The sequence below is a fragment of the Pseudomonas fluorescens HK44 genome, from assembly GCF_000217955.3.
Lineage (GTDB): Bacteria > Pseudomonadota > Gammaproteobacteria > Pseudomonadales > Pseudomonadaceae > Aquipseudomonas > Aquipseudomonas fluorescens_AQ.
The window spans coordinates 85677-101983 of the sequence record NZ_AFOY02000009.1 but is presented as its reverse complement, the minus strand read 5'-3'; the positions used below and the strand labels follow the sequence as shown (position 1 = coordinate 101983).

16 protein-coding genes are annotated in these 16307 nt (G+C 58.2%); 14 read left to right on the top strand and 2 right to left on the bottom strand.

The window, feature by feature from the left end; all coding sequences use genetic code 11:
• Positions 1–71: 71 nt before the first annotated feature.
• The 6 genes from tilS (at position 72) to ispD (ending at position 6758) form a co-directional block, all read left to right on the top strand.
• A complete protein-coding gene (gene tilS, locus HK44_RS09100; RefSeq protein ID WP_019692100.1) occupies positions 72–1400 on the top strand; it encodes a tRNA lysidine(34) synthetase TilS in 1329 nt (442 codons plus the stop codon).
• Positions 1401–1674: 274 nt separating this feature from the next.
• A complete protein-coding gene (locus tag HK44_RS09095) occupies positions 1675–3306 on the top strand; it encodes a CTP synthase (RefSeq protein WP_019692101.1) in 1632 nt (543 codons plus the stop codon).
• A gap of 5 nt (positions 3307–3311) precedes the next feature.
• Positions 3312–4157 carry a 3-deoxy-8-phosphooctulonate synthase gene (gene kdsA / locus HK44_RS09090; protein ID WP_019692102.1) on the top strand — a complete coding sequence of 282 codons (846 nt, stop codon included), beginning with the start codon at positions 3312–3314 and terminating at the stop codon, positions 4155–4157.
• A 160-nt stretch (positions 4158–4317) separates the two neighbouring features.
• Positions 4318–5607, top strand: coding sequence for a phosphopyruvate hydratase (eno, locus tag HK44_RS09085; protein WP_019692103.1), 1290 nt, complete (start codon positions 4318–4320; stop codon positions 5605–5607).
• A 168-nt stretch (positions 5608–5775) separates the two neighbouring features.
• Positions 5776–6054 (top strand): cell division protein FtsB, encoded by a 279-nt coding sequence (gene ftsB, locus HK44_RS09080; protein ID WP_019692104.1) that lies wholly within the window; start codon positions 5776–5778, stop codon positions 6052–6054.
• The gene (gene ispD, locus HK44_RS09075; RefSeq protein WP_019692105.1) at positions 6051–6758 is read left to right on the top strand and encodes a 2-C-methyl-D-erythritol 4-phosphate cytidylyltransferase; all 708 of its coding nucleotides are present in this window, start codon (positions 6051–6053) and stop codon (positions 6756–6758) included. The genes ftsB and ispD overlap by 4 nt, the downstream gene beginning before the upstream one ends.
• 458 nt (positions 6759–7216) lie before the next feature.
• Here the strand turns inward: ispD and HK44_RS09070 are convergent, their stop codons facing one another.
• Positions 7217–8113, bottom strand: a complete 897-nt coding sequence (locus HK44_RS09070) for a LysR substrate-binding domain-containing protein (RefSeq protein ID WP_019692106.1) — start codon at positions 8111–8113, stop codon at positions 7217–7219.
• A gap of 106 nt (positions 8114–8219) precedes the next feature.
• Here HK44_RS09070 and HK44_RS09065 point away from each other — a divergent pair, with 106 nt between their 5' ends.
• From HK44_RS09065 to rpoS, 8 genes are all read left to right on the top strand, one after another.
• Entirely contained in the window at positions 8220–9332 is a 1113-nt protein-coding gene (locus HK44_RS09065; protein ID WP_019692107.1) for an S-(hydroxymethyl)glutathione dehydrogenase/class III alcohol dehydrogenase, read from the top strand.
• Between the two features lie 8 nt (positions 9333–9340).
• Positions 9341–10186 (top strand): S-formylglutathione hydrolase, encoded by an 846-nt coding sequence (gene fghA / locus HK44_RS09060; RefSeq protein WP_019692108.1) that lies wholly within the window; start codon positions 9341–9343, stop codon positions 10184–10186.
• Between the two features lie 52 nt (positions 10187–10238).
• Positions 10239–10712, top strand: a complete 474-nt coding sequence (gene ispF, locus HK44_RS09055) for a 2-C-methyl-D-erythritol 2,4-cyclodiphosphate synthase (protein ID WP_019692109.1) — start codon at positions 10239–10241, stop codon at positions 10710–10712.
• Positions 10709–11767 carry a tRNA pseudouridine(13) synthase TruD gene (truD, locus tag HK44_RS09050; protein WP_019692110.1) on the top strand — a complete coding sequence of 353 codons (1059 nt, stop codon included), beginning with the start codon at positions 10709–10711 and terminating at the stop codon, positions 11765–11767. The genes ispF and truD overlap by 4 nt, the downstream gene beginning before the upstream one ends.
• Positions 11755–12504, top strand: coding sequence for a 5'/3'-nucleotidase SurE (surE, locus tag HK44_RS09045; RefSeq protein WP_019692111.1), 750 nt, complete (start codon positions 11755–11757; stop codon positions 12502–12504). The genes truD and surE overlap by 13 nt, the downstream gene beginning before the upstream one ends.
• 41 nt (positions 12505–12545) lie before the next feature.
• A complete protein-coding gene (locus HK44_RS09040; RefSeq protein WP_187682492.1) occupies positions 12546–13181 on the top strand; it encodes a protein-L-isoaspartate(D-aspartate) O-methyltransferase in 636 nt (211 codons plus the stop codon).
• Positions 13182–13392: 211 nt separating this feature from the next.
• Positions 13393–14250, top strand: a complete 858-nt coding sequence (locus HK44_RS09035; RefSeq protein WP_019692113.1) for a peptidoglycan DD-metalloendopeptidase family protein — start codon at positions 13393–13395, stop codon at positions 14248–14250.
• Positions 14251–14355: 105 nt separating this feature from the next.
• Positions 14356–15360: an RNA polymerase sigma factor RpoS gene (gene rpoS, locus HK44_RS09030; RefSeq protein ID WP_019692114.1), complete on the top strand. Its 1005-nt coding sequence runs from the start codon at positions 14356–14358 to the stop codon at positions 15358–15360.
• Positions 15361–15885: 525 nt separating this feature from the next.
• On the opposite strand, the gene fdxA is transcribed toward rpoS, so the two are convergent.
• Entirely contained in the window at positions 15886–16209 is a 324-nt protein-coding gene (fdxA, locus tag HK44_RS09025; protein WP_019692115.1) for a ferredoxin FdxA, read from the bottom strand.
• Between the last annotated feature and the right edge of the window lie 98 nt (positions 16210–16307).

Below are 16307 nucleotides of genomic sequence, written 5' to 3'. Positions count from 1 at the left end.
AATCTGTTGGCTGTTGAACCGCTATCGCGAGCAGGCTCGCTCCCACATTTGATTTGTGCGGAGTGATCGATATGCGTCAGCCCACGATTGATCTACCTGCCCAGTTGCTGCTGAAACTTGCGCCCTGGCGCACCGCGCCGGCTTGGCGTGTCGCCTTCTCCGGTGGTCTCGACTCCACTGTTCTGCTGCACCTTCTTGCGCAACTCGCAAAAAAACATTCCCTGCCTGAACTCAAAGCCATTCACATCCATCACGGCCTCCAGGCTGTGGCTGATGCGTGGCCGGAGCATTGTCAGCGGGTGTGTGACGCACTGGGTGTGCCGTTGGAGGTTATTCACGTTCAGGTCCAGCCTGGGGCGAGCCTGGAGCGCGCGGCGCGTGAGGCGCGGTATGGCGCCTTTGTCGAGGCGACTCAAACCAATGAGCTGCTACTGACGGGGCAGCACCGGAACGATCAGGCGGAAACCCTTTTGTTCCGTCTATTGCGCGGGGCCGGGGTGAGGGGGTTGTCGGCGATCCCGTCGCAGCGTCCATTGGGACGTGGTTTTTTGCTGCGGCCGTTGCTGGAGGTGTCGCGGGCTGAGCTCGAAGCCTATGCCGTCGAGCATCAGTTGAGCTGGATCGAAGATCCGTCGAACGCCGATCAACAGTTTTCTCGCAATTACCTTCGCCAGCAGATTTTTCCAGCGTTGACTCAGCGTTGGCCGCAGGCCGTGACCACCATTGCCCGTAGCGCCGCGCATTTGAGTGAGGCGCAGGGGCTGCTCGATGACTTGGCCAAGATAGATTTGGCGGCCGCCGCAACCGTTAGCGAATTCTATTGGCTGGGTGTGCCGTCTCTGGAAATGGCTGCGCTCGAAAAACTTTCCGCCGCCCGCCAGCGCAATGCCCTCAGCCACTGGCTGGCGCCGTTGACGCGTATGCCGGACAGTGACCATTGGTCGGGTTGGGAAAATTTGCGCGATGCAGCGACGGATGCGCGGCCGATCTGGTGCCTGGCAGACGGTGAGTTACATCGTGCGAACGGACGAATCTGGTGGTTGTCCGGCCATTGGTTGAGCCTCCCCGAGCCGGCTCCGCTGTGGCCTGATCCGTCGGTGGCACTGCTGCTGCCGAACAACGGCCGGCTGACCTTCAGGGGGACCGTGCCTGCCGGCGCATTAAGCGTGCGCTACCGGCAGGGCGGTGAAGTCATGCATTTGTCCGGGCGGGGGCATCGCGACCTCAAGCGTTTGCTCAATGAAAGCGGCCTGCCGCTGTTTGCCCGTGGCAGATTGCCGCTGCTCTACTGCAATGAACAATTGCTTGCGGTGGCAAACCTGCATGGACTCGACGGTAGCGCGGGGGGAAACTGTCTTTTGCGGTGGCAGCCAGCGATCAACGATCAAGGTTTGAGCTGAAAGGGGCTTTCCGGTAGACTACGCTCCCTTCTTGATACAACTTCTGTGGATTCAACTGAATTGCAGGAGTTGCCGATTACCAAGCAGTCTTTGCTGGGCGATTCCAAAAAATGTGTAGCGAGCAACGTACCGGTGATTCTTCTTCCGGTCTGTCCCAACGCGGCGGTTTTTTTGAAAGATGCACTGTAATTAATGCAGGTGATCGGGGGCTTCGGCCTTCCTTCGCTTTCCCCGGCGGCTCGGACCGCTTTAACGCAGACTTCTAGGGTTTTTCATGACGCGCTACATATTCGTCACGGGCGGTGTTGTTTCTTCATTGGGGAAAGGCATTGCATCGGCTTCATTGGCGGCCATCCTGGAGGCGCGGGGACTTAAGGTCACCATGCTCAAGCTGGACCCGTACATCAACGTTGACCCGGGCACCATGAGCCCGTTCCAGCACGGTGAAGTGTTCGTCACTCACGACGGCGCCGAGACCGACCTGGACCTGGGCCACTACGAGCGGTTTATCCGCACGACCATGACCCAGAACAACAACTTCACCACCGGCCGTGTCTACGAGCACGTCCTGCGCAAAGAGCGCCGTGGTGATTACCTGGGCGCAACCATCCAGGTGATTCCGCACATCACCGACGAAATCAAGCGCCGCATCATCAAGGGTGCAGGCGATGCCGACGTGGCCATGGTCGAGATCGGTGGCACCGTGGGTGACATCGAATCCCAGCCGTTCCTCGAAGCCATCCGTCAATTGCGTTTCGAAGTCGGCGCCAAGCGCGCGATGCTGATGCACCTGACACTGGTGCCGTACATCGCCACTGCTGGCGAAACCAAAACCAAGCCCACCCAGCACTCGGTCAAGGAACTGCGTTCCATCGGCCTGCAGCCAGACGTGCTGGTGTGCCGCTCCGACCACCCGATCGATATCTCTTCGCGTCGCAAGATCGCGCAGTTCACCAACGTTGAAGAACGTGCGGTTATCGCGCTGGAAGACGCCGACACCATCTACAAGATTCCGGGCATTCTGCACTCCCAGGGCCTGGATGATTTCGTCGTAGAACGTTTCGGCCTGCAATGTGGCGGCGCCGATCTGTCCGAGTGGGAAGCCGTGGTCGATGCCAAGCTCAACCCTGAGCACGAAGTCACCATCGCGATGGTCGGCAAGTACATGGAGCTGCTGGATGCCTACAAGTCGCTGATCGAAGCGATGAGTCACGCCGGCATCAGCAACCGTACCAAGGTCAACCTGCGTTACATCGACTCCGAAGACATCGAGAACCAGGGCACCGCGCTGCTGGAAGGCGCTGATGCGATTCTGGTTCCAGGCGGCTTCGGTCTGCGTGGCGTGGAAGGCAAGATCACCGCCGTTCAATACGCTCGCGAAAACAAGGTTCCGTACCTGGGTATCTGCCTGGGCATGCAAGTCGCCGTGATCGAGTTCGCCCGTAACGTGCTGGGCTGGAAAGACGCCAACTCCACCGAATTCGATCGCGCCAGCGGTCACCCGGTCGTGGGTCTGATCACCGAGTGGGAAGATGCCACCGGCGCCGTTGAAACCCGTTCCGAATCGTCCGATCTGGGCGGCACCATGCGTCTGGGTGCTCAGGATTGCCTGCTGGAAGCTGGCTCCCTGGTCCACGATTGCTACGCGAAGGATGTGATCGTCGAGCGTCATCGTCATCGCTATGAAGTGAACAACAAGCTGTTGCCGCAACTGATCGAAGCCGGTCTGAAAATCTCCGGTCGTTCCGGTGACGGTGCGCTGGTTGAAGTGGTTGAAGCGCCGAACCACCCGTGGTTCGTTGCTTGCCAGTTCCACCCGGAGTTCACCTCGACTCCGCGCGATGGTCACCCGTTGTTCAGCGGTTTCGTCAAAGCAGCTTTGGCTCAACACCAGAAGAAGGCTTGAACCTGATGGCTCAAAAGATCATCCGCGTAGGCAGCATCGAAATCGCCAACGACAAGCCGATGGTGCTGTTCGGTGGCATGAACGTGCTGGAAAGCCGTGACATGGCGATGCAGGTCTGTGAAGAGTACGTAAAGGTCACCGAGAAACTCGGTATCCCTTACGTGTTCAAGGCCAGCTTCGACAAGGCCAACCGCTCGTCGGTAACGTCCTATCGGGGCCCCGGCCTCGAGGAAGGTATGCGGATTTTCCAGGACATCAAGCAAGCCTTTGGCGTGCCGATCATCACCGATGTCCATGAGCCTGAGCAGGCTGCCGTTGTCGCTGAAGTCTGCGAGATCATCCAGTTGCCGGCCTTCCTGTCGCGCCAGACCGATCTGGTCGTGGCGATGGCCAAGACCGGTGCGGTGATCAACATCAAGAAAGCCCAGTTCCTCGCCCCTCAGGAAATGAAACACATCCTGAGCAAATGCGAAGAGGCCGGTAACGATCAGTTGATCCTCTGCGAGCGTGGTTCGAGCTTCGGCTACAACAACCTGGTCGTGGACATGCTCGGCTTCGGCATCATGAAGCAGTTCGAATACCCGGTGTTCTTCGACGTTACCCACGCGCTGCAAATGCCGGGTGGCCGCTCGGACTCTGCCGGCGGACGCCGCGCCCAGGTCACTGATCTGGCCAAGGCGGGCATGAGCCAGTCGCTGGCCGGCCTGTTCCTGGAAGCGCATCCGGATCCGGACAACGCCAAATGCGACGGCCCTTGCGCCCTGCGTCTGGACAAGCTTGCGCCATTCCTGGCTCAGCTCAAGGCTCTGGACGAGCTGGTGAAGAGTTTTCCGACGGTAGAAACCGCGTAATCCTCAATTCTCCGGTAAAGTACCGCTCGATTTATCGCTCTGGCCCGCTGGCCGCACTGCTCTTGTAGGAGCATGGCTTGCCAGCGATGGTGTCCTTGACCCCATCGCCGGCAAGCCGTGCTCCTACAGCGTTTTCGTCAACTTTGGAGTGTTTACAACAATGGCAAAAATCGTCGACATCAAAGGTCGTGAAGTTCTCGACTCCCGTGGCAATCCCACCGTCGAAGCGGACGTGCTTCTCGATAACGGCATCATCGGCAGCGCCTGCGCGCCGTCCGGTGCTTCCACCGGTTCGCGCGAAGCGCTCGAGCTGCGTGATGGCGACAAGAGCCGTTACCTGGGCAAGGGTGTACTGAAAGCCGTGGCCAACATCAATGGCCCGATTCGCACCGCGCTGCTGGGTAAAGACCCGGTTGACCAGAAAGCCCTCGACCGCATCATGATCGAACTGGACGGTACCGAGAACAAGGGTAGCCTGGGCGCCAACGCGATCCTCGCCGTATCCCTGGCGGCTGCCAAGGCTGCTGCTCACGATCAGGACCTGCCGCTGTACGCACACATCGCCAACCTGAACGGCACTCCGGGTGTTTACTCGATGCCGGTTCCGATGATGAACATCATCAACGGTGGCGAACACGCCGATAACAACGTCGACATCCAGGAATTCATGGTTCAGCCAGTGGGCGCCAAGACTTTCTCGGAAGGTCTGCGCATGGGCACCGAGATTTTCCATCACCTCAAAGCTGTGCTGAAGGCTCGTGGCCTGAGCACTGCAGTGGGTGACGAAGGTGGTTTCGCACCGAACCTGGCGTCCAACGAAGATGCACTCAAAGTGATCTCCGAAGCCGTGGCCAACGCTGGCTACAAACTGGGCACCGACGTGACCCTGGCTCTGGACTGCGCGGCCAGCGAATTCTACGAAGATGGCAAGTACAACCTGTCCGGTGAAGGCCAGGTGTTCACCGCTGAAGGTTTTGCCGACTACCTCAAAGGCCTGACTGAGCGTTACCCGATCATCTCCATTGAAGATGGCCTGGACGAGTCCGACTGGGCTGGCTGGAAAATCCTCACCGACAAAATCGGCGAAAAAACCCAGCTGGTGGGCGACGACCTGTTCGTGACCAACACCAAGATCCTGAAAGAAGGCATCGACAAGAAGATCGCCAACTCGATCCTGATCAAGTTCAACCAGATCGGCACCCTGACCGAAACCCTGGAAGCTATCCAGATGGCCAAGGCGGCTGGTTACACTGCCGTGATCTCGCACCGTTCCGGCGAAACCGAAGATTCGACCATTGCCGACCTGGCTGTGGGTACTTCGGCTGGCCAGATCAAAACCGGTTCGCTGTGCCGTTCCGACCGCGTTTCCAAGTACAACCAACTGCTGCGCATCGAAGAGCAATTGGGTGGCAAAGCCAAGTACAACGGTCGTGGCGAATTCCGCGGCTAAGCTTGGGATAGTAAAAAGACACCGGATTGTGTCGGAAAAATCGCTACAGCGACGTTTTTGCCACTAATCTGGTGCCTTAGAGTACGAGCCTGGTTCTTCCAGGCTTCGTGCTATCAGAAGCTTTAAAGTTGGCATGGCTGTCTTTTTTCACTGGATACCTGATATTCGATGCGCAGTCCTTACTGGTTGTTTCTTGTCTTGCTCCTGCTGCTGGCTGGTCTGCAATACCGCCTGTGGGTGGGTAATGGCAGTCTGGCGCAAGTGGCCGAGCTGACCCAGCAGATTGCCGATCAGCACGCTGAGAACGAGTCGTTGCTGGAGCGCAATCGGGTCATGGACGCCGAGGTCAGTGAGTTGAAAAAAGGCATGGAGACCGTTGAAGAGCGGGCTCGCCATGAGTTGGGCATGGTCAAGGACGGTGAAACCCTTTACCAGTTGGCTCAATGATGAATACGTTACCGGCCTTCTGGGCCGTGATTCCTGCCGCGGGCGTCGGTGCCCGTATGGCCGCGGACCGTCCCAAGCAATATCTGCAACTGGGCGGGCGCACTATTCTCGAACACAGCCTTGGCTGTTTCCTCGATCATCCAGCCTTGAAAGGCCTGGTGGTCAGTCTTGCTGTTGATGATCCTTATTGGCCGACCCTGGCGTGTGCCACCGACCCGCGTATTCAACGGGTGGACGGTGGTGAAGAGCGCTCGGGCTCGGTGCTGAACGCGTTGCTGCATTTGCATGCGCAAGGCGCTGCCGATGAAGACTGGGTGTTGGTCCATGACGCAGCACGACCGAACCTGGCTCGCGACGATCTCGACAAGTTGCTGTCGGAGTTGGCTGATGATCCTGTCGGCGGGTTACTCGCGGTGCCTGCGCGTGACACGCTCAAGCGTGTGGACAAGCATGGTCGGGTTCTTGAAACCGTTGACCGCAGCTTGATCTGGCAGGCGTATACGCCGCAGATGTTTCGTCTGGGGGCATTGCATCGGGCGTTGGCTGACAGTCTGGTGGCTGATGTGACTGTTACCGATGAGGCCTCTGCGATGGAGTGGGCGGGTCAGGCGCCACGCTTGATCGAGGGGCGGGCGGATAATCTCAAGGTTACCCGGCCTGAAGACCTTGAATGGTTGCGCTTGCGTTGGGCGAATCGCCGCTGATACCTCTGTCATACCACTCAACTGATGTGGGAGCCGAGCTTGCTCGCGATGGCGGCCAGACAGCCGGCCAATCTCTTGCAGGTGTACAGATCCATTCCTGCGGTAACGGCTACTTAGGGTTTCGCCCTTACGGCGAGTCCCTTTTTCAAACGCCAAAAAGGAACCAAATGGCTTCGCCCCAAGCGTACGGCACCTCGCTTAGGCTCGGCGTTCCCTCACTCCGGTATTCATCAGGGGGCATCGCCTACGGTCTGCTACGCGACGACCTCCTCTCGATGTGTCCGGCTGCGCCGTACGGCGCTGCGCGCCCACCCCCTGATGAACACCTGCGCTCGGCCTTCCGATAGGGGCGGGCAGGTCAAGGTCAAAAGCGGCAGGCGAGCTAACGCTCGGCCTGTTGAGTGGTGGGGGCGTGTTATTGGTTATCTTTGGAGCTGCCGCAGGCTGCGATCTTTTGATCAAACTTGGTATTCCGGCCTTTTTGCCAACCCTTCTTTCAGATAGTCCACGAGTTTGCGCACTTTCGGCGATAGATGCCGTTGCTGTGGATACAGCGCCCAGACGGCGGTGTTCGGTGGTTGATGAGCATCCAGCAACGACACCAGTGCGCCATTGTTCAGGTGCTCCAGCACGTAATAGTCCGGCAGCTGACACAATCCGACACCTTGTAGCGCCGCGTCCAGCACCGCTTGCCCGCTGTTACAGCGCCAATTGCCTTGTACTCTCTGGGAAAACTCTCTGCCGTCCTGTTCCAGTTGCCAGATGTCCGAGCTGCCGATCAGGCAGTTATGCCGACTCAGCTCGGACAAACTGTGTGGTCGGCCATAGCGTTCCAGATAGGACGGTGATGCGCATAAGTACATACGCCGTGGCGCCAGGCGCGTGGCCACCAGCCGTGAGTCTTGCAGGCGGCCGAGTCGGATTGCCAGGTCCAGGCCCTCGTGCACCAGATCGAGCGGACGGTTACTGAGCTCGATATCGACCCGCAATTGTGGATAAAGCCCCATGAAACTGGTCACCAGCGGCACGATAAAGCGCTCGCCGTACGCCACTGCACAGGTCATGCGCAGCATGCCTTTGGGCTCGCTGGTGAGGTCGCCGACGGCGCGCAAGGCTTCTTCGCGTCCGTCCTGCAAGCGTTGGCAGTGTTGCAGGAAAGTCTGCCCGGCTTCGGTCAGCGTCACCCGACGGGTACTGCGGTAAAGCAGGCGGGTTTGCAGGCGCTCTTCAAGGCGTACGATTTGTCGACTGATGTGCGAAGACGAAACCCCAAGGCGTTCGGCGGCAGCCGTGAACTGATTGCATTCGGCGACGGCAACGAACTCATCGATGCCTTCCCAGCGGTTTTCGGACATGAAGATTATCCCTGTGCAGCAATAATGTTTTGCTTTTGGCTGGATTATTAATCGTCTGGTGGTGTTTTACACTCGTTGTCTCGTTTTTATTCGCTGGAGAGACAGGATGATCAAGTCGCGCGCTGCCGTTGCCTTCGAGGCCAAGAAACCCCTTGAGATCGTTGAAGTCGATGTCGCCATGCCCAAGGCGGGTGAAGTCCTGTTGCGTGTGGTCGCTTCCGGTGTTTGCCATACCGACGCCTACACCCTGTCGGGCGCTGACCCGGAAGGCATCTTCCCGTCGATCCTCGGCCACGAAGGTGGCGCGATTGTCGAAGCCATTGGCGAAGGCGTGACGTCGGTTGCGGTCGGCGATCACGTGATTCCGCTGTACACCCCGGAATGCGGCCAGTGCAAATTCTGCAAATCGGGCAAGACCAACCTCTGCCAGGCTATTCGTGCGACCCAGGGCAAAGGCCTGATGCCAGACGGCACCACGCGCTTCTCCTACAAAGGTCAGCCGATTTTTCACTACATGGGCACGTCGACCTTCTCCGAATACACCGTGTTGCCGGAAATCTCCGTCGCGAAAATTCCTAAAGAAGCGCCGCTGGAAAAAGTCTGCCTGTTGGGTTGCGGCGTCACCACCGGTATCGGCGCGGTCATCAACACTGCCAAGGTCAAACCGGGCGACACCGTGGCCATCTTCGGTCTGGGCGGTATTGGCCTGTCAGCGGTCATCGGCGCGGTCAAAGCCAAGGCCGGGCGAATTATTGCCATCGACATCAACCCGGCCAAGTTCGAAATCGCCAAGCAGTTGGGCGCTACCGATTGTGTGAACCCGAAAGATTTCGATCGTCCGATTCAGGATGTGATCGTCGACATGACTGACGGTGGCGTCGACTTTTCCTTCGAGTGCATCGGCAATGTACAGCTGATGCGTGCGGCACTGGAGTGCTGCCACAAGGGTTGGGGTGAATCGGTGATCATCGGCGTTGCCGGTGCTGGCCAGGAAATTTCCACCCGTCCGTTCCAGTTGGTGACCGGTCGCGTCTGGCGTGGTTCGGCATTCGGCGGCGTGCGCGGTCGCACCGAGCTGCCAAGCTACGTGGAAATGGCCCAGACTGGCGAAATCCCGTTGGACACGTTCATTACCCATACCATGGGTCTGGAAGACATCAACAAGGCATTCGACCTGATGCATGAAGGCAAAAGCATCCGCTCTGTCATCCATTTCTGAGGTCGGCCATGAGTCTGGAAAATCTCTCATGCCAGAAAAGCTTCGGTGGCTGGCATAAACGCTACAAGCATCATTCCGAGGTGCTGGGCTGCGACATGGTGTTTGCCGTGTACTTGCCGCCGCAAGCGGAGCAGGGCGGTAAGCTGCCGGTGTTGTACTGGTTGTCGGGATTGACCTGCACCGACGAAAACTTCATGCACAAGGCTGGCGCGATGCGCATGGCGGCCGAGCTGGGGCTGATCATCGTCGCGCCGGACACCAGTCCGCGAGGTGCTGATGTTCCGGGCGACCCGGATGGCGCATGGGATTTTGGCCTCGGTGCCGGGTTCTATCTGAATGCCACGCAGGAGCCTTGGGCCAAGCACTATCGGATGCACGACTATGTGGTGCAGGAATTGCCCGCGTTGGTCGAAGCGCATTTTCCGGCCTCGGACAAACGCGGCGTCAGCGGCCACTCCATGGGCGGGCACGGCGCACTGGTCTGTGCCTTGCGCAACCCTGGGCGGTATCAGTCGGTGTCGGCCTTCGCGCCTATCAACAATCCAATGGATTGCCCTTGGGGTCAGAAGGCGTTTTCGCGCTACCTGGGTGAAGAGCGTTCGAAGTGGCGCGAGTGGGATGCCTGTGTGTTGATCAGCGAGGCCAGCGAAAAGCTGCCGTTGCTGGTGGATCAGGGCGATCGGGATGATTTCCTCGCCACTCAGCTCAAACCCGAAGCGCTGCAGCAGGCGGCGAAACTGGCTGGCCATCCGCTGACCTTGCGTCTGCAACCGGGCTATGACCACAGCTATTTCTTTATCGCCAGCTTTATTGATGAACACTTGCGACATCACGCACACGCTCTAGGCGCCTAATGTCCGCCAAAGCAGGTAGAATCACGCCCTGACTAAATCGGGGCGTTTTTTTATGCGTATTGGCCACGGCTATGATGTGCACCGTTTCGCTGAAGGCGATTTCATTACTCTGGGCGGCGTGCGAATTGCACACGGTTTCGGACTGCTCGCCCATTCCGACGGCGACGTCTTGCTGCATTCGTTGAGCGATGCCTTGCTCGGCGCAGCGGCGCTGGGTGATATCGGTAAACACTTTCCAGACACCGACCCGCAATTCAAAGGTGCTGACAGCCGCGTACTGTTGCGTCACGTTGTCGCGCTGATCCACGCCAAGGGCTGGAAGGTCGGTAATGTCGATAACACCATCGTTGCCCAGGCGCCGAAAATGGCCCCGCATATCGAATCGATGCGCGTGCTGATCGCCGCGGATCTTCAAGTTGAGTTGGATCAAGTGAACGTGAAAGCTACCACCACCGAAAAGCTCGGCTTTGTCGGTCGCGAAGAAGGCATTGCCGTGCACTCCGTTGCCTTGTTGCTGCGCGCATGAATGAACTGCAATTGCTCGGCCCGCGTGCCTACGGCGAAGCCCTCGGCACTGCCGTACTGAAAGCCATCGCGGAAGATTTTCAGGTCGATGAAGTCCTCGACATTCCGCTGACCGGCGAAGGCGAACACCTGTGGATCTGGGTGGAGAAACGCGGCCTGAACACTGAAGAGGCGGCCCGGCGGATTGCCAAGGCTGCCGGCGTGCCGTTGCGCACCGTCAGCTATGCCGGCTTGAAAGATCGCCAGGCACTGACCCGCCAGTGGTTCAGCGTGCAATTGCCCGGCAAAGCCGATCCTGACTTGTCCGCGGCAGAAAACGACACACTGAAAATCCTCAAGACCGCACGGCATAAACGCAAGTTGCAGCGCGGTGCGCATTCGGCCAATGGTTTCACCTTGCGCCTGACCCAGCTCACCGGCGACAAGGCGGCGATTGACGCGCGTCTGCAACTGATCGCCAAACAAGGCGTTCCCAACTACTTCGGCGCGCAGCGTTTCGGTCATAACGGCGGCAACGTGGTGGATGCCCGTGACTGGGCGGCACGTAAAGCCTTGCCGGAGCAGCGCAACGTGCGTTCGCGCCTGCTCTCTACCGCGCGCAGCTTTCTGTTCAATCAGGTGTTGGCGGCGCGGGTCGCCGATGGCAGCTGGCAGCGCGCCCAGGTGGGCGACCTGCTGGCTTTCACCGACAGCCGCAGCTTCTTCCCGGCAGGTGAGGCCGAATGCAGCGACCCGCGTCTGGCGATCCTCGACCTGCACCCGACCGGGCCGCAGTGGGGCGAGGGCGAGTCACCCGCGACCGGTGCGACTCATGAACTGGAGCAGCAGGTCGCGGCACGCGAAGCGGATCTGCGCGATTGGTTGATAAACGCTGGAATGAACCATGAACGTCGCATCCTGCGGCTGCCCATTGGCGGGTTGACGTGGCATTATCCCTCGCTGGACATTCTGCAACTGGAATTCGTCCTTCCGGCCGGATGCTTCGCCACCGTATTGGTGCGTGAACTCGTCGATCTGGTGCCGGTCGGGCAGACGGACAGCTCATGCGTATTCTGATTTCTAACGACGATGGGGTAACAGCACCCGGCCTTGCCGCGCTTCATGCTGCGCTGGCGGATTACACCGAGTGCGTGGTTATCGCCCCTGACCAGGACAAAAGCGGCGCCAGCAGTTCACTGACGCTCGACCGTCCGTTGCACCCGCAAACTCTGGCCAATGGCTTTATCAGCCTTAATGGCACGCCGACCGATTGCGTGCACCTGGGCCTCAACGGTTTGTTGGAGTGCGAGCCGGATATGGTGGTTTCCGGGATTAACATGGGGGCCAACCTGGGCGACGATGTGCTGTATTCCGGCACGGTCGCGGCGGCACTCGAAGGGCGTTTCCTCACGCTACCGTCGTTTGCCTTTTCGCTGGTATCGCGGCAAGTGGAACACCTGCCGACGGCGGCCTACTTTGCGCGCAAGCTGGTAGAGGCTCATGCCGACCTTGATTTGCCACCGCGCACGGTGCTGAACGTGAACATTCCCAATCTGCCTCTGGCTCACATTCGAGGCATCCAGCTGACCCGACTGGGCCATCGCGCCCGCGCTGCTGCGCCGATAAAGGTAGTCGACCCGCGTGGCAAGTCCGGCTATTGGATTGCCGCGGCCGGTGATGTGGAAGATGGCGGGCCAGGCACGGATTTCCATGCGGTGATGCAGGGTTATGTCTCGATCACGCCGCTGCAACTCGATCGCACCTTCAATGATGCTTTTGGAAGTCTTGATGGCTGGCTGGAGGGGCTGCGCTGATGGCTCGAGAACAAGACGATATCCAGCGTCGTGGAATCGGGATGACCTCCCAGCGCACGCGTGAACGGCTGATTCAGCGCCTCTATGAGGAAGGTCTGTCCAACGCCCAGGTGTTGGAGGTCATTCGGCGTACACCGCGTCATCTGTTTGTCGATGAAGCCCTGGCGCATCGAGCCTACGAAGACACGGCATTGCCGATCGGCCATAACCAGACCATTTCGCAGCCTTATATGGTGGCTCGCATGAGCGAGCTGCTGCTGGAGGCCGGTCCTCTGGATAAAGTGCTGGAGATCGGCACCGGGTCCGGTTACCAGACAGCGGTGTTGTCGCAACTGGTCGAGCGGGTGTTTTCTGTCGAGCGCATCAAGGTCCTGCAGGATCGCGCCAAGGAGCGTCTGGTCGAGTTGAACCTGCGCAACGTGGTGTTTCGCTGGGGCGACGGTTGGGAAGGCTGGCCGGCGCTGGCGCCGTATAACGGCATTATCGTCACCGCGGTGGCGACCGATGTACCTCAGGCGTTGCTCGATCAATTAGCCCCGGGCGGGCGGCTGGTGATTCCGGTTGGTTCAGGGGAGGTTCAGCAATTGATGTTGATCATCCGTGAAGAACAAGGCTTTTCCAGACGTGTTTTGGGGGGGGTACGCTTTGTGCCTTTGCTCCATGGGCCTCTGGCTTAAGCATTTATTTAAAGATGCTGAATTCTATTTGATTACCTTGGTCTTACAGCGGCATTGATCGGTTAAACGCGATGGAACAGCGATCAGCAAACGTGTGCGCGTGTCGATTTTGTTTTGTCGACGGTAAAGCCCGAACGGCCAGTTATACTTGCGACATTTCATGCCTGAATACGGCGATTTTTATCTTCAACCACCACAAAGGGAGCGGCGGGTGAGTCTCACAGTCATTGCGCAGCGTATCGGTACAACAAGCTTTCAGCGCCTGGTGACTGGCCTTGTCTTGAGTTCCTTGTTGGTCGGTTGCTCCAGCACGCGTTCAAGCGATGTGGGAGTGGTCGATCGTAATAACGCGGCGGCTCAACGCCCCGCAGTAACCACCGGCCAATACGTGGTCCGTCGCGGCGATACCCTGTTCTCGATCGCCTTTCGCTACGGCTGGGACTACAAGGCCCTGGCGGCACGCAACAACATTCCTACGCCTTACACAATCCATCCAGGTCAGACGATTCGCTTCGATGGGCGTTCCGGTTCAACGCCGACAGAGGTGGTGACCCCGTCCGGAACAACCGCCTCTTCTTCGAGCAAATTCACCGTCACCCGACGTCCGGCATCGGGTGCGAGCCCGGCCAAAGAGACGGCTGCACCGTCCGTCGCAAACAAACCGGCGCCTGCGCCATTGCCTCCTGCAGGGCCTGCGCCGACAGGCTGGGGATGGCCATCCAACGGCATTTTGATTGGAAAATTCTCTTCAAACGGTAGTTTGAATAAAGGAATTGATATCGCCGGGGATTTGGGACAGCCTGTTTTAGCTGCGTCTGATGGGACGGTGGTTTACGCCGGGAGTGGCTTGCGGGGCTACGGCGAATTGGTCATCATCAAGCACAGCGATACCTACGTCAGTGCCTACGGTCACAACCGCAGGCTGTTGGTTCGGGAGGGGCAGCAGGTCAAAGTCGGACAGACAATTGCCGAAATGGGGTCAACGGGTACAGACCGGGTGAAACTGCATTTTGAGATTCGCCGACAAGGTAAACCTGTAGATCCGCTGCAATTCCTGCCACGTCGTTGATTTGTTACCAGCCTGTTCCGTCACGTAGAGGGAACAGGCTCCAGCGTTGCCAAGGATAAAGGCGTCGCTTGAGCTTGAGGTCGAACTCACCTAAGGACTATAACAATGGCTCTCAGTAAAGAAGTGCCGGAGTTTGACATCGACGATGAGGTTCTCCTGATGGAGACCGACGTCGCATCGGACGAGATGTCGAATGAAGGATCAGCTACGCCTTCAGTTCGCGCCAAATCCAGGCACTCCGCAACGCTCAAGCAGCATAAGTACATCGACTACACCCGAGCGCTCGATGCTACCCAGTTGTACCTCAACGAAATCGGCTTTTCCCCCTTGTTGTCACCGGAAGAAGAAGTTCATTTTGCGCGCCTGTCGCAAAGTGGCGATCCGGCTGGGCGCAAACGCATGATTGAAAGCAACCTGCGACTGGTGGTGAAAATCGCCCGACGCTACGTCAATCGTGGACTGTCGCTGCTTGACCTGATCGAAGAGGGTAACCTCGGCCTGATCCGGGCAGTGGAGAAGTTCGACCCCGAGCGCGGCTTCCGCTTTTCGACCTACGCGACCTGGTGGATCCGCCAGACTATCGAGCGTGCAATCATGAATCAGACCCGGACCATCCGGTTGCCGATTCATGTGGTCAAAGAGCTCAACGTCTACCTTCGGGCAGCACGGGAGCTGACGCAAAAACTTGATCATGAACCCTCACCCGAAGAAATCGCCAACCTGCTGGAAAAACCGGTAGGAGAGGTCAAGCGCATGCTGGGCCTGAACGAGCGGGTTTCTTCGGTCGACGTCTCACTGGGTCCGGATTCGGATAAAACCCTGCTGGACACCCTTACCGATGACCGCCCTACCGATCCTTGTGAGCTGCTTCAGGATGATGACCTGTCGCAGAGCATCGATCAGTGGCTCTCGGAGCTGACGGACAAACAGCGCGAGGTGGTGATCCGCCGCTTCGGCCTGCGCGGCCACGAGAGCAGTACGCTGGAAGACGTAGGCCTGGAGATTGGCCTGACCCGTGAACGGGTCAGACAGATTCAGGTTGAAGGTCTGAAACGTCTGCGTGAAATCCTTGAAAAGAATGGCCTGTCGAGCGAGTCGCTGTTCCAGTAGCGGAAGCGCATTCGCCCGATAACAATAGCCCCGTCTGTTTCGGGGCTTTTTGTTATTCCCCAATTAATATGCTGTTTAAGCTTTGTAAGAGCTATTCGGACGCTTTCGCAGGTTAACGTAAGCCATGGCTTACTCTTTCGTAAGTGTTCGGTTTTTCTACCGGGTGGTGGTCGTCTATCTTTGGCGGATAAATTTGTTAACTGTTTGATTTATAACAATATTTATCATTGTTAAACGGATCGTTTCGCCCAGGTTTGCCCGTGGCAGGTGATTGCTCTTGTCAGGGAACTCTTTAATATCAGCCCTGTGTCGACGGATAGACACAGCCATCAAGGATGATGGTCAAGGAACATCGCAGGGACGTGATTCATCAGGACGATGAAAAGGAACACAGGGAATAGGGAAAAAATGTGGGCGGGTCATACCGCCCCTTTTTTTGCCTGCAGAAAAGGATCGCAACCCCTGAAACGCAAAAAGGCCCGCAAGGGGCCTTTTCGAGAGCGCAGCTCAAGAGCGCGGCAATGATCAGCGAGCGAGGTCTTTGATCTTGCCTTTAACGCCATCAAACTCTGCCGCATCCGGCAGCGGATCTTTCTTCTCAGTGATGTTGGGCCAGATCTCGGCCAGTTCAACGTTCAACTGAATGAATTCTTGCATCTCACTCGGGACTTCGTCTTCAGAGAAGATGGCCACAGCAGGGCATTCTGGCTCGCACAGGGCGCAGTCGATGCACTCATCCGGGTGAATCACCAGGAAGTTCGGGCCTTCGTAAAAGCAGTCCACCGGACACACTTCTACGCAGTCGGTGTACTTGCACTTGATGCAGTTGTCGGTGACGACGAAGGTCATTCTAATTCTCTCCTCAGGCGGCGGCGTGCTGCGCCCCTTCACGGTGGGGTCGCCAGGTTTGGGAGCGATAGTCTGCAGACCAGGCTATTTGCCTGCAG